A 19,418-nucleotide genomic window follows, 5' to 3' on the forward strand; every position below is an offset into this window, starting at 1 on the left:
GCTATCTCCTTACCAACCTTCAATACCAGACATATCAGGTAATTTATGTGCGATGCCTTTATGACAATCTACACACGTTTTTTCACCTGATGCTAACGCCGTTGAGTGTTGTTTCGCACTGCGTGGGCCTTGCTCTGAGAAATCCATATAATCAAACTCATGACAATTACGACATTCTTGAGAGTTATTCTCTTTCATTCGATGCCATTCGCGCTCAGCCAAGTGAGCTCGACGTTCTTTAAATTTCTCTTCAGTATCAATCGTTTTCGTCACATAGTGAGCAAATAACTCTTTCGATGCCTGTACTTTACGAACAATCTTATCTGTCCAGTTATGCGGAACGTGACAATCAGAACAGATAGCACGTACACCTGAACGGTTTGAATAGTGAATCGTCTCTTGGATTTCCTTAACAATTGGTGCGTGACAACCAGAACAAAACTCTTCTGTATTGGTTGCTTCCATACCCGTGTTAAATGCGCCCCAGAAAAGCAAGCCGCCCATAAAGCCCATAAATAGAACAATGCCTACTGCTGCTTTACTAGGAGACGAAAAACGCTTCCAAAATGCTTTTAATAATTTCATGTATAGCCTCTCTTAACTTTATTGGCTATCGACTAGCGCAATGAGTCCACACGTTCAAATTCGTTCTCTACTAGTGGTTTTGCATCCGCTTGAGGAACGTGACATTGTAGACAGAAGTAACGACGAGGAGATACATCAGAAAGCACTGCATCTTCACGGCTTACGTAATGAGTCACACTAATCTTAGTTGCCCCCATTTCTTTTGCATTTTTCCAACTATGACAAGACAAACACTTATTGGCATTCAACGAAACTTCATAGTTACGAACCGTATGAGGAACCAAAGGTGGTTGATATACATAGTCACTATCTAAAGCGTGGTCACGTGGAAAATGCTTAAAATCATCTGCTGGACGTGTTGCTTCTAACTCTGAAGCACCACGTAATGATTCAACACCACCAATGCCACCTGGGTTATGCAGCTCAGAACCTTGCTCTGCTTCTGCTTGTACTGCGCCAGTGAACAATAGTCCTGCTGACATAAGCGCTATAATGAACTTTTTCATTCTAATTTCTCCGCCTTAAGGCAAACTCTAAAACAAGTCACTAGCCAGTAGACTAGCAACTCATCAATTTATTAATTAAGCAATTTTAGTGATTTTAACTGGACACTTCTTAAAGTCTGTCTGCTTAGATAGCGGATCAGTTGCGTCTAGAATCAACTTGTTAATTAAGATGCGAGCATCAAAGAATGGTACGAATACCAATCCTTCTGGCGGACGGTTACGGCCACGAGTTTCAACACGAACTCGTACTTCACCACGTTTGTTTGAGATTAGAACTTCATCTCCACGACGTAAATTACGTTTTTTCGCATCTGCAGGATGGATATAACAAAGCGCATCAGGAACGGCTTTATACAGCTCAGGAACACGACGAGTCATAGTACCTGTATGCCAGTGCTCAAGAACACGACCAGTACATAACCACATATCAAACTCATCATTTGGCACTTCAGGTGGCGCTTCATATGGTGCAGAGATAATTAAGGCCTTACCATCAGGTTTACCATAGAAATCCCAGTCTGAGCCTTTCTTCGCATATGGATCTGAACCTTCTTTAAAGCGCCATAGCGTTTCTTTACCATCAACAACAGGCCAACGTAAACCACGAACAGTGTGATAGGTATCGTATGGTGCTAAATCGTGTCCATGTCCACGACCAAAACTTGCATATTCTTCAAACAGACCTTTTTGGACATAGAAGCCTTGAGCTTTAGCATCATCATTAAGCTCTTGCGCTTCTGATAATGGGAAAGCATCAACTTGGCCATTTTTGAATAAGATGTCATACATAGTTTTGCCACGGTATTCAGGCGCTTTTGCTACTAGCTCTTCGCCCCACACTTCTTCAACTTTGAAGCGTTTTGAGAATTCCATGATTTGCCATAAATCTGATTTTGCTTCGCCTTTTGCTTGTACTTGTTGATACCAAGCTTGAGTACGACGCTCTGCGTTACCATAAGCACCTTCTTTCTCTACCCACATTGCAGTTGGTAGAATCAAGTCAGCCGCTTGTGCAGTTGCTGTTGGGTATGGGTCTGAACATACAATGAAGTTTTCAGGATTACGATAACCAGGTAGACGCTCAGTGTTAATATTTGGACCGGCTTGCATGTTGTTATTACACATAACCCAGTAAGCATTGATCTTGCCATCTTTTAGCATGCGATCTTGAACTACGGCATGAGCTCCTGGCTTACCATTTAGAGTACCTTCAGGTAGTTTCCAAATTTTCTCAGAGATAGCACGGTGTTTAGGGTTAGCAACCACCATATCAGCAGGTAGACGATGCGAGAACGTACCAACTTCACGAGCAGTACCACACGCAGATGGTTGACCTGTAAGAGAGAATGGGCTGTTACCAGGAGTTGCAATCTTACCAGTAAGTAAGTGAATGTTATAAACAAGGCTGTTCATCCAAACACCACGAGTATGTTGGTTCATACCCATTGTCCATAAAGACATTACTTTTGTTTTTGGATCTGCATATTGTTTAGCTAGAGTAATCAGATCTTCTTCCGATACGCCTGACATTTCAGATGCTTTTTGTGCCGTATAAGGAGCTACTGATTTTTTATACTCTTCAAAGCTAATTGAAGACATTGCACCTGAGTTAGGGTTTGCCGCTTCCATTTGAATAGGATCATCATCACGTAAACCGTAACCAATATCCGTCGTCGCTTGTTTGAAGTTCGTATGCTTATTAACGAAATCCCAGTTAACTGCATTATTTTGGATAATGTAGTTAGCAATGTAGTTAGCAATAGCAAGGTCAGATTGAGGTTCAAAAATATAGCCTTTATCTGCTAATTCAAATGAACGATGGTAGTACGTTGATAATACATTAACTTTTACATGAGGATGGCTTAAACGACGATCTGAAATACGAGTCCATAATACTGGGTGCATTTCTGCCATGTTTGAACCCCACAGAACAAACGAGTCTGCGTTTTCAAAATCATCATAACAGCCCATAGGCTCATCGATACCGAATGTACGCATAAATGCACCTACAGCAGATGCCATACAGTGACGAGCATTTGGATCAATGTTGTTTGAACGGAAACCCGCTTTCATCAGCTTAACCGCTGCATAGCCTTCCATTACTGTCCACTGACCAGAACCAAACATACCAACACCTGTTGGACCATGTTTTTTCAGAGCTGCTTTCCATTTTTCAGCCATGGTATCTAGAGCAACATCCCAAGATACAGGAGCAAAGTCACCATCTTTGTTATATTGGCCGTCTTTCATACGCAACATTGGCGTTTGAACACGATCTTTACCGTACATAATCTTAGAAAGAAAATAACCTTTAATACAGTTAAGACCTTTGTTTACAGGTGCTTCAGGATCACCTTGAGTCGCGACTACGCGACCATTTTGAGTACCAACAAGTACTGAACAACCTGTACCACAAAAACGACAAGGCGCTTTATCCCATTTAATTTTTGTTTGGTCAGAACTAACGATTAAATTTGTTGCTGAAGCAGGTAACGTAACCCCTGCAGCAGCTGCAGCCGAAGCTGCTGCGTTTGCTTTAACAAACGCACGTCTTGTCATTTTCATGATTCATCCTCACATTGCGAATCAAAGTGCTCGATTTGGTGAAATACTAAAGCGACATTTAGTACGTCTTCGAAGTCATTTATTTTATCGATTGAATCGGTGATATATCCTTGGTTTTCAGTTTCAAGAACAACAATAATCTTGCCCTCTTCACTTTCTCCATATATTTCCGTATTCGGCAGTGCTAATATTTTTTCTTTTGTTATTTCAAGTGACTCAGGTCTTACATGAACCACTAAGCTTGAAATATGAACTTCATTTTCAGGCAAATTCTCTAACATGATGTGCTATCTTCCAGTGTCATGCTGATAGCAGATGTAGGGCAAACAGCAACACAGCCACCACATCCATTACAGGCATCAAAATTAATTTTAGGTTGAGCTACGCTGCCCAACTGAAGTTGAAAACGAATGGCTTGTGTTTCACACATATCGCTACAACTACGACATTCCACAGATTTTTTCGCTAAACAGTTTTCATTTATAGATATTTTATGAGAGAAAACAGGCTCAGCCGTTAAATCAAATAAAGCTTCAGGACAGCTATTTGCACAGCCTTCACAAAAAGTACATTCACCTTTTGTAAAATCGACGATAGGAAACCCACCATCCCCTTTAACAATAATATTTTCTTCACATGCATTAATGCACTTTTCACATCGAGTACACTTTGACGTAAAAACTGATTCATTTTCTACCCAAGGCAATCGCTGTTGTGTTAACGGATTTATTTTTTTTTGAGAAGATAAACGGCGAAAAAATCCTCGCTTAGAATGGTCAATTGCATTATCTTGACTCATCTATTCATAACCTCAGTTATTCATTAACATTTTTATATGTTGAATTTTAAATTTTGTCATATTTATTGATATACCCCATAATGGTTAAACATAGGTAAATTTTGTTTTAGATCAATTTTTAAAATAAATAAAAACAACAAAATAGATCCCATTTGCTTCTTTTAATCATAGGTCACAATTAACAAACATGAAACATACTAAGACCTCAATCTTAACAAGGACCATTGCTCAAGTGATGTTGTTGATTGTTATGATCTCCATAATTACAACGAGCTTAGCCTTAATTACACTTTCCTCTAGCTTAAAAGATGCAGAAGCGGTCAATATTGCTGGCTCATTACGTATGCAAAGCTACCGTCTAGCCTATGATATTGAAACAGACTCTCCAGAACTGATTAAACATTTAGATAAATTTTCACAATCGATAGAATCACCTTCGTTTAAGTCACTAGACCAATGGTTCGTTCCTGATGATATTGAAGATTATTACGAAGACATCCGACTACAATGGCTTTCCTTACAGCCATCATTATTAAGCGACAACAAACAGATTTATTTAAACAAAGTCTCCCTTTTCGTTGATGAAATTGATCATTTTGTTTTTCGTTTACAAGAATTTTCAGAAAGAAAGCTTCAATTACTTTCTCTTATTGGTGCCCTTGGCTTATCACTGATTGTCTTCTCAAGTGTTTTCATTATTTTTTTCACTCAAAGAAAAATCGTGAGTCCATTACATCACCTAGTTGCTGCAAGTCATGCCATGACAAAAGGAAACTATTCAGTTCAGGTGGATTTAAATAGTGATAATGAATTAGGTCAGTTAGGGAATGCATTTAATCACATGACAAGACAAGTCGATTTGAGCTATCGCGAATTAGAAAATCGAGTTGAAGATAAAACCAAAAAACTCAGCCAAGCCAATCGCTCATTAATGATCTTGTATCAATGCTCTCAACAACTCTCGGCATCACAACTGGATGAACAAGCGTTTAAAAACATTCTTGATACCTTTACGAATATTGAAGGGGTTATCAGTGCTCGTCTGATTGTTGAAGAGGAATCCGGTGGCGATTGGGAGATAACAAGCGGTGAACCTGACGAATCCCCATGGAGTCTTCAGGAGTTATGTATTGATGGTGAACAATTAGGATACTTATTATGGCAAGTGTCATTGCCTTGCCCTGATCAGAAATTAATCATCAATATTTCAAATATTCTGGCACGTGGTATTTTCTATAACCAAGCACAAAAACAAACACACCAACTCATTTTATTAGAAGAACGCTCAACGATAGCTCGTGAACTTCATGACTCTTTAGCTCAGTCTCTTTCTTATTTGAAGATTCAGACAACACTATTAAAGCGCCAGTTAGAAAAGTGTGATTGTATAAATACAAGTACTACACTAGTGGAATTGGATGAAGGTCTTAAAAGTGCATATAGTCAATTGCGAGGTCTATTAAACACATTTAGATTAACCATTAATAAAGCTCACTTTGGTGAGGCCTTACAAGAAATCATGACAACCTTAGCCTCACAAACTAAGATAAATATTCATTTAAATAACGAGCTTCCTTCTTTGCCTATAAATGCTCAACAACATGTTCATTTACTACAATTGATAAGAGAAGCGACATTAAATGCCATCAAACACTCAAAAGCTGATAATATTATCATTACGTGTTTTCAAGAAGGTGAGCAAGGCTGTATTAACATTGAGGACGATGGAGTAGGGTTTGATCCTACAGAAGAAAAAATAAATCATTATGGATTAAGGATCATGCAAGAACGTGCAAACTGCGTTCATGGTAAGCTATCCATAACTTCAGAAATAGACAACGGTTGTACAGTGAACGTTATGTTTCCACTAAACCAATAAAATAATAGAGGTAAAAAATTATGTGGAATGTCGTTATCGTTGATGATCATCCGTTAATGCGTCGTGGTATTGGCCAACTTCTTTCTTTTGATGAAGAATTCACACTCACTGGCGAAGCAAGTAATGGCACTGATGCTGTAGCTCTGATTTCACAAGATGAACCAGACCTTGTTCTTCTTGATCTAAATATGAAAGGCATGTCAGGTTTAGATACGTTACATGCACTAAGAAATGAAGGGGTAACCTGCCCGATTGTCATTTTAACCGTGTCAGACAATAAACAGGACATCAAAACATTAATTAAAGCTGGCGCTGATGGTTATCTATTAAAAGACAGTGAACCAGATGAACTAATCGCATTGTTAAAAGAAGCGATGAAAGGCGGCAAAGCCTACTCTGAACAAGTTAAAGCGTGTTTAGAAGAAGACGCTCAAGGCGACGACAAATTATCTCAATTAACGGCTCGTGAACTAGAAATATTACAACATGTTGCAAAAGGCATGAGAAATAAACAAGTTGCAGATCAACTGTTTATTTCTGAAGCGACCGTAAAAGTGCACATGAAAAGTTTATTGAAAAAATTAAATGTAAAATCACGTGTTGCAGCCACACTACTCTATTTAGATTCGTAATATGAAAAAAACGTTTTATGCCCTCTTATCTCTATTGGTACTAAATGGTTGTGCATTAACAACAGAACCAATGACGCCTGAATCAAGTGCTATCAACTTATATTATAATGATAGTGTCGTAGAGGGGTGCCAAGAGGTTGGCACTGTGACAGGAAGTGAGGGCCATTGGTATACCTTCTTCTTTATTACGAATAAAGATCTAACCATTGGTGCAATTAATGACATTAAAAATGAAGCTCAAGCTTTAGGTGCAAACAGCATAGTGATTCACACACCGTCGCCATTTAATACATCAGTAACTATGTTTGGCTCTGCTTATATTTGCCCTTAATAACTTTTAACCTTAATAACTCTTAACTCGGGTTAATTAATCACTTCATTTTACAAACAAAAAACGCCAACTTTTACGTTGGCGTTTTATTTTATCTGCACATTAAAGAAGCACATATTTTTAATGGTGCAATGTTGATGCAATTTCATCTTCTCGAGAACATACCCACTCAGGATCATAAGGCCCCCAATCTGAAAGACGGTAATAACCATCATTATGACGACGGCCATCTTGAATAAACATCAATTCAATCCCAATGCCAGGTAAAGCCTTCAATACATCTTGAATAGTACGACGAGGCCAACCAGTTAACTCTACAAGTTTAGGAACATTCGGCCTTTCTATATTATGTACCAATAACGCCAAATATAAGCGTCTGGCAAACACTGGATTCAACTCCATTGATACCTCCTGAATTAATAAGAGTAATTATTAATCATTCAATAAAAATGATGTTGAGATTGATCAACTAATTACGAAAATAATCTCATATTTATGTAAATGGGTCATAAAATCGTATTTTTTGTAATTAATTTTCACAATAAGATCGGCGATATTCTCTAAAGCATTATCCAATATTAACCGTACCACCACCTTTTAGTGTGCCACCACACCCAATAGCATCGCCATCTCTTGCTGCAGGCTTTCCATCAATAAATACAGAACTTGAACCGGCAGAAATGGATCTTGGATGAGGTGGATGTTTAGGTTTAGAGTGAGGAGCAAGAGGATCACCTTGCCTTGCTGCTGGAATTCCATCCACTTTTACTGTCCCAGAGCCAGCTAAAACTGGAGTTGGATGAAAACCGTCATGATCACTACCAATATCCCCCACTTTCACTGCATTTCCCATATAGCCTCCTTTCAATATTGGGTCGAATCAGAAGTGTATGTGTTATTCCGCCTCTTTAATATTTGCCCGAAAAGAATGGCGAGTCACTTCAAATAATAATCAACAGATTACTAAATAACCTTCAAGACTGGCGTATTTGTTCAATAATCGTTATAACTAGACAATAATTAATAACATAACTAAAAATGAAGAAAGTCATGACTACAATCTACGGAATTAAAAACTGCGACACCATCAAGAAATGCAAAAAATGGCTTGAAGCAAATAACATTAACTTTACTTATCACGATTATCGTACTGATGGTATTGATAAAGATATGGTAGCTACATTCGTAAAACAACTTGGTTGGGAAAATGTAGTAAATAAACGTGGTACCACGTATCGCCAACTAACTGATGAACAAAAAGCATCTCTAAATGAAGAAACAGCAATCGAATTATTGCTAGAAATGCCAGCTATGATTAAACGCCCTGTACTTATTCATAATAATGAATACCACTTAGGCTTTAAGCCAGCTCAATACGAGACCTTGTTTGATATCTAATGCCATTAATAAAAAAGAAGTAAAGGAATACAGAATGTCTGATACACCAACATTAGCTCTTGCTAAAGATTTACTAAGCCGCCAATCCATCACACCTGAAGATGCAGGTTGCCAAGAGCTAATGATTAAACGACTAGAAGCTCTTGGTTTTACCATTGAAATTATGGTGTTTGAAGATACAACCAACTTTTGGGCTCGTCGAGGCAATGAAGCACCATTATTTACTTTTGCAGGACATACGGATGTTGTTCCTACAGGTGATTTAACGCATTGGAATACCAATCCATTTGAACCAACAATCATTGACGGAATGCTCTACGCTCGTGGAGCAGCAGATATGAAGGGCTCTTTAGCTTGTATGGTGGTTGCCGTTGAGCGTTTCGTCGGAGAGCACCCGAATCACAAAGGTTCAATTTCATTTTTAATCACATCCGATGAAGAAGGTCCATTTATTAATGGCACGACTCGTGTTGTAGATACCCTGCAAGAACGTGACGAAATCATTGATATGTGTATCGTAGGTGAACCATCAAGTACCTCTCATGTTGGTGATGTGGTTAAAAATGGGCGTAGAGGATCATTAACAGGTAATTTAACCGTTAAAGGTATTCAAGGGCATGTTGCTTATCCGCATATAGCTCGCAATCCAATTCACCAAGCGATGCCCGCTCTGTCAGAGCTAGCAACGACCGTTTGGGACAATGGCAATGATTATTTTCCACCAACAAGCTTTCAAATCCCAAATATGAATGGCGGCACAGGCGCTTCAAACGTTATTCCTGGCACAGTCGATATCATGTTTAACTTTAGATTCAGCACCGAATCAACAGTCGATGAGCTACAACAACGTGTCGTCGAAATTTTAGATAAGCATGATTTAGAATACGACTTAGACTGGATTATCAATGGTCTCCCTTTCCTAACTGATACTGGCGATTTATTAACAGCCGTTGTTAATGCTGTCGATACGGTTAATCAACAAAAACCACAACTATTAACGACGGGTGGAACGTCAGATGGGCGTTTTATTGCTCAAATGGGTTCCCAAGTTATAGAGCTTGGCCCAGTGAATGCGACCATTCATAAGGTAAACGAGTGCGTAAATGTAGAAGATTTAGAAAAACTGACTGATATGTATCAAGAAGTCCTAAATAATCTACTAGCATAAGGATAAATTAGGGTTATGATGAGAGAGCTTTTGTTCTCTCATCTTTAATTGGTGCCCTATGACATATCAAGAACTTACTGGTCAATCATTTCAACACTTGTCAAAGCTATCACCACATCGTCAGCTTCACCACGATTGTATTCTTCCATTTAAAGCCTTATCAGATGCGGCGCATCAAGCAGGGTTCACTCTAACTATTGCAAGCAGCTTCCGTGACTTTGAACGTCAACTTCTCATTTGGAATAATAAATTTTTAGGCATTCGTCCTATTTTAGATGATAACGGGCAAGAGCTTGACCCTAACACTCTCAATGATCTCGAAAAAATTCACGCCATTATGCGATGGTCAGCCCTTCCAGGTGCGAGTCGTCACCACTGGGGAACAGAACTTGATGTTTATGCATCAAATACCTTACCCGAAGATACACAATTACAACTTGAACCATGGGAGTACACCACAGGGCATCAAGCAGAGTTCAGTTCATGGTTAAATAAAAACGCCCCAAAATTTGGTTTTTTCTTCCCATATAAAACCGATAAAAAAGGGGTTGCCATTGAACCTTGGCACATCAGCTATCAACAAAATAGCAGTGAATATATGTCACAATTAACACCTGAAATGTTACTTAAAGCATGGGAGGGTGTTGATCTGGCTGGGAAAGAGACCATCATTAAACACATAGATACATTATTTGTTCGCTATATAACAAACATAGACAAGGAGTAAATATGGAATGGTTAATGAACCCTTGGGTCATCATCATCATTGTTGTAAGTGTTGTTATTGGTAATCTTGCTGCATTAAAAGCAACGGCCAATATGAAGTTTGGTCAATCAAAAAAAATGAAAAACCTTCAAGAACAAGATGATATTGACGCTGAAAAACAAAACACAGTAGATAAAACAGAAAGTTCAGAACAAAAAAAAGACGCTCAATAACGAGCGTCTTTCTTCATCTTATTTTAGCTTATTCTTCATCTTGCTCAGTCTTAGGGGCGTTGTTTGATTTTTCAATCATCGCCGCTAACACAGGAACTAATGAATCTAACGTATCTTCGTCAACAGGTTTACCACCGGCATCTGTTACGTTAATTGATGTTCTGTTGCCTAAGTCGCCAAGTAATAAGTTATAAGTACGGCCATCAAAAGACAGTGGTTTAGTACCGATCTCTTCCCAGAATTCATCATCAGGTTCTTTGTACTTAACTTCGATTGTACCTTGAGAGCGGTTTCTGTCTTCTATTGCTAGTCCCATCATAGGCAATAACTCGCCTAAGCGTTCCCAGAAAATATTGTATGGCGCACGAGCAATGATAACTGGCAGTCCACTTCTATCTTGTCCCATAGAAATAGGAATACGCTTAACTAACTCTTCTGCACGGATACGAGCTTCTTCACGTAACTGTTCATCATAAGCTGACGTCACTAAATTCGTCATTAAAATGTTATAACGCGCTTTGTTTGCAGGTGTCACTTCGGCTTGATTGCCATCTACTTGCCAATCAATTAATAAGATTTGAAAGCCTGCACGATTATTTTGATTTAGCTTGCTAATTTGATAACGAGCACCGAACTCATGATCTTCATCTTCTGAGCTCCATTTTAACCAATCAGTCTCAATTTCTGAGGGCTCTTCTTTAACAATACCGATATCTTTCTTCTTCATTAAAGTTAATACCGTTTGCCAAAGCTTATCAACATCTTCTTGCTTAACAAGCCAAACCGTGACTTCTCCATTCTGCTCTTCAATACGAGCACCAGGGATCAGTTCAAGTACTTGTTGAGGAGGACGAATATCCACTTCTTTACCGATACCACCTGTAAACTCCCCCTTAGGAATATCATATTGAGGGTAGAACTCAGGTTTAGCATCTGCAGGTTCTTTCCACTCAACTAAAGGGGTTGTCTCTAGATACTTGAAGTCTTGTTTAGCTTGGCGACGCTCTGTTGGACTACTTGAACATGCCGATAAAACAGCAATCATTAATGATCCAACAACAAAGCGAGTGTTCACTTTCATTTTCTATCCTACTACTTCAACAAACCCGCACTTTTCAGCGCTTGCTCTACCGTTGGCTGTGCTGACAGACTTAATTCCGTTAATGGTAAACGAATATCCGAATGAGTAATCATACCTAAACGATGTGCCGCCCATTTAACCGGAATTGGGTTAGCTTCAACAAATAAATCATTATGTAACGGCATTAAACGTTGGTTAATGATTTCAGCTTCTTCAAACTTACCTTGAGCAGCTAAAGCAAACATGGTCGCCATGTCTTTTGCTGCAATGTTTGACGTTACAGAGATAACACCATGGCCACCCAATTTAACAAAATCAAGCGCAGTAGCATCATCACCACTTAGTTGGATAAAGTTTTCACCACAAAGTTCACGAGTAATCGCCACGCGATCTAAATCACCTGTCGCATCTTTTAATGCAACAATGTTATCAAGCTCAGCAAGACGAGCAACCGTTTCAGGAAGAAGGTCTACTGCTGTACGTCCTGGTACATTATAAAGAATTTGAGGGATATCTGTTGCTTCAGAGATCGCTTTATAGTGCTGAAACAAACCTTCTTGAGTCGGTTTATTGTAATAAGGCGTTACACTTAAACAACCAGCAACACCAGAGTCATGGAAAAGTTTACTGAATGTTACGGCTTCATGAGTTGCATTGGCTCCTGTACCTGCAATTACAGGAATTTGACCATCAGCGAACTCAAGGGTCTTCATAACTAATTTGACATGCTCTTCTACACTTAATGTCGCTGATTCCCCTGTTGTACCAACAGCCACAATGCCATTTGTGCCCGCTTTAATGTGGTAATCAACAAGACTTTTTAAACTGGTGTAATCTACTTCACCATCAGTATCCAATGGTGTAACTAAAGCGACAATGCTACCTGAGAACATATCCTTCTCCCTTTCTATCTGCTGCTACAATATTGGTTCTGTTATTCAATTAACTTCATCGTAAAGAATCATCATCCTTGACCATGATGTGTTATCTGGTTTTCATCTTCTTACACAATGAGCAGAACCATTCAATCTATATAACTCAAGGATATTACATTAGAGCCTATGTTGTAGAGTCTTTTTTTTGACGATTGTTCACTATTGCTTGCTTATCACACAATCACTTGCGTGTTAGTATGTAGATATCTTTTTCAACAACGAGTTTTTTATGTCTCAATACCTTGTAATTACTGCGGTCGGAACAGACAGACCGGGTATATCGAATAAGGTGACTCGCCTTGTCACTGAGTCAAGCTGCAATATAGTAGATAGCCGTATCGCCTCATTTGGTAATGAGTTCACATTAATCATGTTGTTGTCAGGTACAGCAAACGCTATCTCTCGAATTGAAAATACATTACCACTATTAGGTCAACAGCATGATCTAATTACCATGATGAAACGTACTTCACCTCATCAAGAAAAAGACATTTTCTATACCATTGACGCATTTATTGAATCAGAAGACCGTCCTGGACTGACTGAAAAATTCACCGATTTTCTTGCTAATCGAGATATCGATTTAAAAACTCTTAGCGCTCAAACATTAAAAAAACCAGAAGATCAAAATACATTTCAGATCCAAATTACGGCCGAAATATTTAAAGAATGCCATATCATTGAGATTCAAGAAGAATTTGAATCCTTATGCGCTTCATTAAATGTCAGTGGTAAAATCAATTTCTATAAAAATTAAAGGCAAATAGACCTAATACCATTCCGGATAAGTAGTTGAACAAGCAAGAATGAGCAACTAGCTATGTGGATTGGTATAAACCCATAAAAGGAAAGAGAATGATCACACCATTAGCAGCAGGCTCAACTGCACCCAATGTATCGCTTTTAGATCAAAATGGAGAAAGCGTCTCGATCTCTGATTTTAAAGGTAAAAAAGTACTGTTTTACTTTTACCCTAAAGCGATGACGCCAGGATGTACCGTTCAAGCTCAAGGTCTTCGTGATATTAAATCAGAACTTGAAGCTCATAACGTAGTTACACTTGGTGTCAGTATTGACGCTGTAAAACGCCTTGGTAAATTTATCGAGCGTGATAATTTGAACTTCACTCTACTATCAGATGAAGATCATGCCGCTGCAGATGCATTTGGTGTTTGGGGTGAGAAAAAATTCATGGGTAAAGTGTACGATGGTTTACATCGCATCAGTTTTCTAATTAATGAAGAAGGTGTTATTGAGCACGTTTTCACTAAATTTAAAACCAAAGATCACCATGAAGTAGTATTAGATTATTTGAATAATAAATAATTTGAACTTATAAAAATTAAAGGCGATACCACGTGTATCGCCTTTTTTATTACCGTATTAATAATTCGCTTCTATTTCTGTTGCAGGAAGCGCTTTCCACACCGCTTTCACTAATGTTGCTAATGGAATTGCAAAAAACACGCCCCAAAAACCCCATAATCCACCAAAGACTAAAACAGAAACAATAATCGCCACAGGATGTAAATTAACCGCTTCAGAAAATAAAACGGGAACCAACACATTACCATCCAGAGCCTGAATGATGGCATAAGCTAACAATAACCAATAAAAATCTGGCGTTAACCCCCATTGGAATAAGGCAACAATCGCAATAGGAACCGTTACAGCCGCAGCGCCAATATAAGGAATAAGCACAGAAAAACCCACCATTACGGCTAGTAATAAGGCGTAACGTAAATCCATAATAAAGAAGGTTAAATAACTCACAGTACCTACAATTAAAATTTCGACGACTTTACCTCGAATGTAATTACTTATCTGTTCATTCATCTCCAACCACACTTTCGTCGCCAAACGACGATTTTTAGGTAAAAGATTACTCATAGTGCCAACCATCTCATCTTTATCTTTTAATAAGAAAAACACTAACAGTGGTACAAGAATAAGGTAAACACCAAGCGCTGCTAAACTTACTAATGATGATAGCGAGCCTTTGACTATGCTCTCTCCCATTCCAAGTACTTTAACTCGTATTGTTTCTAATAGAGTCTCGATTGATTGAGGTTGAATAAATTCAGGGTAACGCTCAGGTAAACTTGATAAGAAACTATTTAAACCATTAAACATGGATGGCACATCATTAATTAAATTACCTACTTGCGTCCAAATAGTCGGAACTAAACCGAAAACGGCCAATAACATAAGACTAATAAACAAGATAATAACCAACATTACTGAGAGTACTCTTGGTAAACCAATGCGAGTTAGTTTAGCAACAGGCCACTCTAATAAATACGCCAATACTATGGCAACTAACAATGGCGCAATTAAGTGACCAAAAAAGTAAATGGTAATAAAGCCAACAATAAGAATAGCAGCCAAACTAACGGCATGAGGATCTGAAAAGCGGCGCTTATACCACTGGGTAACCATATCTAACATAACAATTTCTACTTTTTAATTACGGTTAAAAACGAATAAGCATCTGCATGCTCTAGGCGAACTTCAAATAATTGGCGTTCAAAATAAGCAATCATATCGACTAGAGAAGCTTTGTCGACGACTTTAATTTGTAAGATTTCATTAGTCACCAAAGCCTGACTTGCTCTTTTAGCCAAAAGTAACGACATTGGGCATCGATGTTGGGTTAAATCAAGGCTTTGGGTTTCCATTCCACAACTCTATATATATGATAGATTTCATTTAAGAGTATAAATCACATAATTAATACAAAAAAGAAACCTATTTTAATTTTGATACTCTTATTCGACAGGTTTACGTTATCATCAATTAATAGCAAAGTGTTATTAAAAGGATTTGTTAAAAATACATGTTCAAACTAAAAAAACTGGCCAATGGGTTACTTATTGCATCATTACTAACAAGCTCTGTTCCGAGTTTTGCAAAAAATGATTTAAATTTACCTGATATTGGTACAACAGCGGCTTCCACCTTAACCATAGATCAAGAGTTAATCTATGGTGATGCTTATATGCGTATGCTACGAGCAAGCCAACCTGTTATTAACGATCCAGTTTTAGCCGAATATGTACAAGACTTAGGCCATCGATTAGTTGCTAATGCCAATGATGTAAAAACGCCTTTTCATTTCTTTTTAATTAATAACAGAGAAATTAATGCGTTTGCCTTCTTTGGTGGTTATGTTGCTCTTCACTCAGGGTTATTTTTGCATGCCCAAACAGAAAGTGAATTAGCTTCTGTTGTTGCTCACGAAATTGCACACATTACTCAACGCCACTTAGCTCGTAGTATGGAAGAACAGGCACGTCGCTCTCCAGCCACCGTCGCCGCTCTAGTTGGTTCATTATTACTTGCTATTGCCGCACCTGAAGCAGGGATTGCAGCTATTCACGCCACCACAGCTGGAGCGATGCAAAGCTCAATAAACTACACTCGAAGCAACGAAAAAGAAGCAGACCGATTTGGTATTGATACGCTTGCAAAATCAGGGTTTGACGTCTCTGCTATGCCTCGATTTTTTTCTCGTTTAGCCGACCAATATCGCTACGCAAGTACGCCTCCAGCAATGTTATTAACTCACCCATTGCCAACCTCTCGAATTACCGATAGTCGAGAAAGAGCGCAACAATATCCAATGAAACGAGTTAATACCTCATTGCGTTACCATCTTGCTCGTTCACGTATTGTTGCCCGATTTGCAGGTATTGATAGCAGTGCGGCCTTGGATTGGTTCTCTAGAAAATCTAAAACACATAATACCGATATAAAACAAGCATTAGAATATGGAAAAGCCTTGGTTTATATCGATTCAAAGCAATACGAAAAAGCACAACCATTAATAAATAAATTATTAAAAAACGACCCGTTGAATACGTTTTATATTGATGCCGCAACAGACTTAGATCTGTATACGAAGAAAAATGCACAAGCACTAAAACGTTTAAAAGATGGGTTGGTACAACTTCCTAATAATCCAGTACTCACCATTAATTATGCACATGCATTAACAGAGTCTAATAAACCTTCTGAGGCAGTGCGTGTATTACAACGCTATACACACGATCACCCAGATGACCCCACTGGATGGCAACTCCTTGCGAAGGCTTACCATGACGATGGTAGCTCTGATGGTGAGCTTGCAGCTCGTGCTGAAGTGTACGCTTTAAAAGGGATGTGGAACAAAGCATTAAATAATTATACTCAAGCCAGTCAACTGGTTGAATATGGTAGTTTAGATCAAGCTAGATACGACGCAAGAATCGATCAGCTTCGTTTATCAAGAGAGCGTTTTAGCACCTTATAATAAAAAGGAAAGTATATGTCTGTTGTTATTTATCATAACCCTCGTTGCTCAAAAAGCCGCGAAACCTTATCTCTTCTAGAAGAAAAAGGGATCACACCAGAAATCGTAAAATATTTAGATGAAACACCAAATATCGATACATTAAAAACGATTTTCGCCCAACTAGGTTTTAGTTCTGTTCGCGATATGATGCGTACAAAAGAAGCGGAATACAAAGAGCAAGGTTTAGCTGAAGCATCGATTACTGATGAGCAACTATTCGAAGCTATGGTGGCAACACCGAAACTCATTGAACGTCCAATTGTTACAAACAACAGTCAAGCAAGAATTGGACGCCCACCAGAGCAAGTGCTAGAGATTTTATAAGGAATACCAACCTAAGTAAGTAGCCACACACTTACTTAGTGTTGACATAAAAACAAGGAATGAACATGGAATCAGTTGCAATGAGCGCAGAGACTAAGCGCTACCGTTTACTTGCTTTATTTTGTAATTTATCTCTACTTGGCTTTATTATCCTTTGGCATAGTCTATTTTCACCGCACCCTTTAATTAACTCATATGGCGTTACGATTGCTTGGGTCATTCCCATGCTATTTCCATTAAAAGGAATCATTGAAGGAAAGCCATACACACATGCTTGGGCGAACTTTATTTTAATGTTCTACTTCCTGCATGCGTTAACAATCTTATGGTTAGACGAAGGGGAACGCTACCTAGCGGCTATTGAATTGGTTTTAACCACAGGCGCCTTCTTAGGCAATATTTACTACGCTCGTCTAAGAGGCAAAGAATTAGGATTAAAGCTTAAACGTTTATCTGAAGTCGAAAAGATAGAAAAAGAAAAGTTCACAGAATAATACCAATCACGGTAAGCAAGTGATCAGAAATAGCGAAAGAAAAAAGGTGACTATGCAGTCACCTTTTTTATCATCAATATTATTTGCTACTCAACTGATAAGCATGAATAACAGGCATTGTTTCTTCTGATTGTTCAGTTGTTTCAGATTCTTCAATAATAGGCTCTTCCATTGTTTGCTCTTCAGCAACAGGAGTAACTTGCTCTATTGCAGCATCATTAACATCAAGCTCTGCATTTTCAATCGCTTTATCTTCTTCAATTACTTCAGGGATAAGAGAAAGCGCTTTATTTTTACTTAGTAACTCTTGATTAAATTGCTCAGAATCACCGAGTAAGTTTAGCGTGTAAGTCACTTTATTGCCTTGAATCGTATCAACTTGAACACTTGCTACAGAATTTAATTGCTTAAGTTGTTTTTCAATCGTAAAAAACGCTCGTGTTGAATGAATTCCTTCAATTGAGATCATTTCAGACTGACTAACTACAGCACCTAAATTTTTGGTGTATTTCTTAGCAAAGTAATCACTGACATTATTTACCATATCAGCAAGTTGAACCGCTCCAGATTCTCGACCTTCTAACGGTTTTGTTGATGTCGTAGGCAAATACTGTGGTGTAGTATCAAACAATGTCCAAGATGAACTATTACCACGCACTTTTACCACAAGAATAGCTTGAGGGTTATAACGTTCACTTGCATCTGCAATTGGCTTTTTGAAATTACCCCATAAGTCTGGAATTTCAATTGATGTTACATCATCAAAATCACCAACAGGGAACATAACAGGCAATCCACGCTCATTTGCCGCTTCTTTAATTCGTGTAATTAACGAATTATTTGATTGTTCCCAAATAATGCTTCTTTGATAGTTATATTCATTAACAATCCAAACCAATACTGACTTACGAGGCGTTTCCCAAATACTTTGCTCAGATTGAGTCAGTAGGTTAAGTACCATTTTTGAATTATAACCAAGCTTCATTGCACGAGGTGCATCGTCATATTCAACAAAGCTCATTTGTGTTACGTAGCGATCACTTTGTGTTAGCGCTTTTTTTATCACCTCATTTTGAGCAATATCAGTTTGCCCTGATACCTTGATAAGCACATTCACTAAACCTTCTTGTTTAGCAATATTTTCTGCTTTATCAGATCCTGTTAATTGCACTTCAGTATGATAAAGATCGTTTTGCTGTTGAGCAAAAACCGGTCCTGTAACCATACACATTAATAAACACAAAATACGTAACATCAAACAACCTATAATTACTTTTATAATTTACCGCCGATAATAAGGGCTATCCTTTTATTCAGCAAGGAATTGAGTTGACCAAGATCTAAATTTCATACCATTAGAGAGCAACTTTTATAAAAAGTTTTATTTTTTCACGACCGAAATCAAGATATTTTTGTTTCTAATAATGATAGAATCCCTCAAATTCACTA

At 38.2% G+C, this 19,418-nt stretch carries 24 protein-coding genes; 12 read left to right on the forward strand and 12 right to left on the reverse strand.

The window, feature by feature from the left end; all coding sequences use genetic code 11:
- Window positions 1-9 precede the first annotated feature (9 nt).
- The 5 genes from AVFI_RS10130 to napF form a co-directional block, all read right to left on the reverse strand.
- The gene (locus tag AVFI_RS10130) at window positions 10-585 is read right to left on the reverse strand and encodes a NapC/NirT family cytochrome c (RefSeq protein ID WP_005420448.1); all 576 of its coding nucleotides are present in this window, start codon (window positions 583-585) and stop codon (window positions 10-12) included.
- A gap of 32 nt (window positions 586-617) precedes the next feature.
- Window positions 618-1,091 (reverse strand): nitrate reductase cytochrome c-type subunit, encoded by a 474-nt coding sequence (locus tag AVFI_RS10135; protein ID WP_054775451.1) that lies wholly within the window; start codon window positions 1,089-1,091, stop codon window positions 618-620.
- A gap of 75 nt (window positions 1,092-1,166) precedes the next feature.
- Entirely contained in the window at window positions 1,167-3,656 is a 2,490-nt protein-coding gene (gene napA, locus AVFI_RS10140; RefSeq protein WP_188863463.1) for a periplasmic nitrate reductase subunit alpha, read from the reverse strand.
- Window positions 3,653-3,937 carry a chaperone NapD gene (locus AVFI_RS10145; RefSeq protein WP_005420454.1) on the reverse strand — a complete coding sequence of 95 codons (285 nt, stop codon included), beginning with the start codon at window positions 3,935-3,937 and terminating at the stop codon, window positions 3,653-3,655. Before AVFI_RS10145 ends, napA begins: the two co-directional genes overlap by 4 nt.
- Window positions 3,931-4,455 carry a ferredoxin-type protein NapF gene (napF, locus tag AVFI_RS10150; RefSeq protein ID WP_005420459.1) on the reverse strand — a complete coding sequence of 175 codons (525 nt, stop codon included), beginning with the start codon at window positions 4,453-4,455 and terminating at the stop codon, window positions 3,931-3,933. Before napF ends, AVFI_RS10145 begins: the two co-directional genes overlap by 7 nt.
- Window positions 4,456-4,642: 187 nt before the next feature.
- On the opposite strand from napF, the gene narQ reads away from it, so the two are divergent.
- Genes narQ through AVFI_RS10165 form a run of 3 tightly spaced genes read left to right on the forward strand, consistent with a single transcriptional unit; the run spans window position 4,643 to window position 7,297 of the window.
- Window positions 4,643-6,334 (forward strand): nitrate/nitrite two-component system sensor histidine kinase NarQ, encoded by a 1,692-nt coding sequence (narQ, locus tag AVFI_RS10155; protein WP_065597991.1) that lies wholly within the window; start codon window positions 4,643-4,645, stop codon window positions 6,332-6,334.
- A gap of 20 nt (window positions 6,335-6,354) precedes the next feature.
- Complete coding sequence (locus tag AVFI_RS10160) at window positions 6,355-6,966, forward strand: response regulator (protein WP_005420464.1); 612 nt, start codon at window positions 6,355-6,357, stop codon at window positions 6,964-6,966.
- A gap of 1 nt (window position 6,967) precedes the next feature.
- Window positions 6,968-7,297: a DUF4156 domain-containing protein gene (locus tag AVFI_RS10165; RefSeq protein WP_054775450.1), complete on the forward strand. Its 330-nt coding sequence runs from the start codon at window positions 6,968-6,970 to the stop codon at window positions 7,295-7,297.
- A 120-nt stretch (window positions 7,298-7,417) separates the two neighbouring features.
- Here AVFI_RS10165 and AVFI_RS10170 read toward each other — a convergent pair whose 3' ends face one another.
- The gene (locus AVFI_RS10170; protein WP_005420468.1) at window positions 7,418-7,699 is read right to left on the reverse strand and encodes a winged helix-turn-helix domain-containing protein; all 282 of its coding nucleotides are present in this window, start codon (window positions 7,697-7,699) and stop codon (window positions 7,418-7,420) included.
- A gap of 166 nt (window positions 7,700-7,865) precedes the next feature.
- Complete coding sequence (locus tag AVFI_RS10175; protein WP_005420470.1) at window positions 7,866-8,150, reverse strand: type VI secretion system PAAR protein; 285 nt, start codon at window positions 8,148-8,150, stop codon at window positions 7,866-7,868.
- A gap of 197 nt (window positions 8,151-8,347) precedes the next feature.
- Between AVFI_RS10175 and AVFI_RS10180 the strand changes: the two genes are divergently transcribed.
- Genes AVFI_RS10180 through AVFI_RS10195 form a run of 4 tightly spaced genes read left to right on the forward strand, consistent with a single transcriptional unit; the run spans window position 8,348 to window position 10,802 of the window.
- Window positions 8,348-8,695 (forward strand): ArsC family reductase, encoded by a 348-nt coding sequence (locus AVFI_RS10180; protein ID WP_054775449.1) that lies wholly within the window; start codon window positions 8,348-8,350, stop codon window positions 8,693-8,695.
- A gap of 34 nt (window positions 8,696-8,729) precedes the next feature.
- Window positions 8,730-9,863, forward strand: a complete 1,134-nt coding sequence (gene dapE, locus AVFI_RS10185) for a succinyl-diaminopimelate desuccinylase (protein ID WP_188863462.1) — start codon at window positions 8,730-8,732, stop codon at window positions 9,861-9,863.
- A 58-nt stretch (window positions 9,864-9,921) separates the two neighbouring features.
- On the forward strand, window positions 9,922-10,590 hold the full coding sequence (locus AVFI_RS10190; protein ID WP_188863461.1) for a M15 family metallopeptidase: 669 nt from the start codon (window positions 9,922-9,924) through the stop codon (window positions 10,588-10,590).
- A gap of 2 nt (window positions 10,591-10,592) precedes the next feature.
- Window positions 10,593-10,802, forward strand: a complete 210-nt coding sequence (locus AVFI_RS10195; protein WP_012534030.1) for a DUF2897 family protein — start codon at window positions 10,593-10,595, stop codon at window positions 10,800-10,802.
- Window positions 10,803-10,830: 28 nt separating this feature from the next.
- Here the strand turns inward: AVFI_RS10195 and bamC are convergent, their stop codons facing one another.
- Together bamC and dapA are read right to left on the reverse strand one after the other, a co-directional pair.
- A complete protein-coding gene (gene bamC / locus AVFI_RS10200; protein ID WP_054775448.1) occupies window positions 10,831-11,883 on the reverse strand; it encodes an outer membrane protein assembly factor BamC in 1,053 nt (350 codons plus the stop codon).
- Between the two features lie 11 nt (window positions 11,884-11,894).
- Window positions 11,895-12,776 (reverse strand): 4-hydroxy-tetrahydrodipicolinate synthase, encoded by an 882-nt coding sequence (gene dapA, locus AVFI_RS10205; protein WP_017020330.1) that lies wholly within the window; start codon window positions 12,774-12,776, stop codon window positions 11,895-11,897.
- A gap of 271 nt (window positions 12,777-13,047) precedes the next feature.
- Between dapA and AVFI_RS10210 the strand changes: the two genes are divergently transcribed.
- Both AVFI_RS10210 and bcp read left to right on the forward strand, forming a co-directional pair.
- On the forward strand, window positions 13,048-13,575 hold the full coding sequence (locus AVFI_RS10210; RefSeq protein ID WP_017020331.1) for a glycine cleavage system protein R: 528 nt from the start codon (window positions 13,048-13,050) through the stop codon (window positions 13,573-13,575).
- 101 nt (window positions 13,576-13,676) lie between these two features.
- Window positions 13,677-14,144, forward strand: coding sequence for a thioredoxin-dependent thiol peroxidase (bcp, locus tag AVFI_RS10215; RefSeq protein ID WP_161484862.1), 468 nt, complete (start codon window positions 13,677-13,679; stop codon window positions 14,142-14,144).
- 57 nt (window positions 14,145-14,201) lie between these two features.
- Here bcp and AVFI_RS10220 read toward each other — a convergent pair whose 3' ends face one another.
- Entirely contained in the window at window positions 14,202-15,266 is a 1,065-nt protein-coding gene (locus AVFI_RS10220) for an AI-2E family transporter (protein ID WP_005420484.1), read from the reverse strand.
- Between the two features lie 8 nt (window positions 15,267-15,274).
- Window positions 15,275-15,496 (reverse strand): sulfurtransferase TusA family protein, encoded by a 222-nt coding sequence (locus AVFI_RS10225; RefSeq protein ID WP_012533142.1) that lies wholly within the window; start codon window positions 15,494-15,496, stop codon window positions 15,275-15,277.
- 158 nt (window positions 15,497-15,654) lie between these two features.
- On the opposite strand from AVFI_RS10225, the gene bepA reads away from it, so the two are divergent.
- The 3 genes from bepA to AVFI_RS10240 all read left to right on the forward strand — a co-directional run bounded on the left by bepA (window position 15,655) and on the right by AVFI_RS10240 (window position 17,969).
- Window positions 15,655-17,109, forward strand: coding sequence for a beta-barrel assembly-enhancing protease (gene bepA / locus AVFI_RS10230; protein WP_188863460.1), 1,455 nt, complete (start codon window positions 15,655-15,657; stop codon window positions 17,107-17,109).
- Window positions 17,110-17,124: 15 nt separating this feature from the next.
- Window positions 17,125-17,475, forward strand: a complete 351-nt coding sequence (gene arsC / locus AVFI_RS10235) for an arsenate reductase (glutaredoxin) (protein WP_188863459.1) — start codon at window positions 17,125-17,127, stop codon at window positions 17,473-17,475.
- 65 nt (window positions 17,476-17,540) lie between these two features.
- Entirely contained in the window at window positions 17,541-17,969 is a 429-nt protein-coding gene (locus AVFI_RS10240; protein ID WP_054775447.1) for a DUF2069 domain-containing protein, read from the forward strand.
- Between the two features lie 79 nt (window positions 17,970-18,048).
- Here the strand turns inward: AVFI_RS10240 and AVFI_RS10245 are convergent, their stop codons facing one another.
- On the reverse strand, window positions 18,049-19,224 hold the full coding sequence (locus AVFI_RS10245; RefSeq protein ID WP_065624766.1) for a DUF2066 domain-containing protein: 1,176 nt from the start codon (window positions 19,222-19,224) through the stop codon (window positions 18,049-18,051).
- Between the last annotated feature and the right edge of the window lie 194 nt (window positions 19,225-19,418).

The sequence above is a fragment of the Aliivibrio fischeri ATCC 7744 = JCM 18803 = DSM 507 genome, from assembly GCF_023983475.1.
Taxonomy (GTDB): Bacteria; Pseudomonadota; Gammaproteobacteria; order Enterobacterales; family Vibrionaceae; genus Aliivibrio; species Aliivibrio fischeri.

Coding starts and splice junctions, on each gene's coding strand:
- AVFI_RS10175 (WP_005420470.1), bottom strand. CDS start 8,150: ATGGGAAATGCAGTGAAAGTGGGGGATATTGGTAGTGATCATGACGGT.
- AVFI_RS10165 (WP_054775450.1), top strand. CDS start 6,968: ATGAAAAAAACGTTTTATGCCCTCTTATCTCTATTGGTACTAAATGGT.
- AVFI_RS10135 (WP_054775451.1), bottom strand. CDS start 1,091: ATGAAAAAGTTCATTATAGCGCTTATGTCAGCAGGACTATTGTTCACT.
- AVFI_RS10180 (WP_054775449.1), top strand. CDS start 8,348: ATGACTACAATCTACGGAATTAAAAACTGCGACACCATCAAGAAATGC.
- narQ (WP_065597991.1), top strand. CDS start 4,643: ATGAAACATACTAAGACCTCAATCTTAACAAGGACCATTGCTCAAGTG.
- AVFI_RS10130 (WP_005420448.1), bottom strand. CDS start 585: ATGAAATTATTAAAAGCATTTTGGAAGCGTTTTTCGTCTCCTAGTAAA.
- AVFI_RS10245 (WP_065624766.1), bottom strand. CDS start 19,224: ATGTTACGTATTTTGTGTTTATTAATGTGTATGGTTACAGGACCGGTT.
- arsC (WP_188863459.1), top strand. CDS start 17,125: ATGTCTGTTGTTATTTATCATAACCCTCGTTGCTCAAAAAGCCGCGAA.
- dapA (WP_017020330.1), bottom strand. CDS start 12,776: ATGTTCTCAGGTAGCATTGTCGCTTTAGTTACACCATTGGATACTGAT.
- AVFI_RS10170 (WP_005420468.1), bottom strand. CDS start 7,699: ATGGAGTTGAATCCAGTGTTTGCCAGACGCTTATATTTGGCGTTATTG.
- AVFI_RS10210 (WP_017020331.1), top strand. CDS start 13,048: ATGTCTCAATACCTTGTAATTACTGCGGTCGGAACAGACAGACCGGGT.
- AVFI_RS10195 (WP_012534030.1), top strand. CDS start 10,593: ATGGAATGGTTAATGAACCCTTGGGTCATCATCATCATTGTTGTAAGT.
- AVFI_RS10145 (WP_005420454.1), bottom strand. CDS start 3,937: ATGTTAGAGAATTTGCCTGAAAATGAAGTTCATATTTCAAGCTTAGTG.
- AVFI_RS10220 (WP_005420484.1), bottom strand. CDS start 15,266: ATGTTAGATATGGTTACCCAGTGGTATAAGCGCCGCTTTTCAGATCCT.
- AVFI_RS10190 (WP_188863461.1), top strand. CDS start 9,922: ATGACATATCAAGAACTTACTGGTCAATCATTTCAACACTTGTCAAAG.
- AVFI_RS10160 (WP_005420464.1), top strand. CDS start 6,355: ATGTGGAATGTCGTTATCGTTGATGATCATCCGTTAATGCGTCGTGGT.
- AVFI_RS10240 (WP_054775447.1), top strand. CDS start 17,541: ATGGAATCAGTTGCAATGAGCGCAGAGACTAAGCGCTACCGTTTACTT.
- AVFI_RS10225 (WP_012533142.1), bottom strand. CDS start 15,496: ATGGAAACCCAAAGCCTTGATTTAACCCAACATCGATGCCCAATGTCG.
- napF (WP_005420459.1), bottom strand. CDS start 4,455: ATGAGTCAAGATAATGCAATTGACCATTCTAAGCGAGGATTTTTTCGC.
- bamC (WP_054775448.1), bottom strand. CDS start 11,883: ATGAAAGTGAACACTCGCTTTGTTGTTGGATCATTAATGATTGCTGTT.
- napA (WP_188863463.1), bottom strand. CDS start 3,656: ATGAAAATGACAAGACGTGCGTTTGTTAAAGCAAACGCAGCAGCTTCG.
- bepA (WP_188863460.1), top strand. CDS start 15,655: ATGTTCAAACTAAAAAAACTGGCCAATGGGTTACTTATTGCATCATTA.
- dapE (WP_188863462.1), top strand. CDS start 8,730: ATGTCTGATACACCAACATTAGCTCTTGCTAAAGATTTACTAAGCCGC.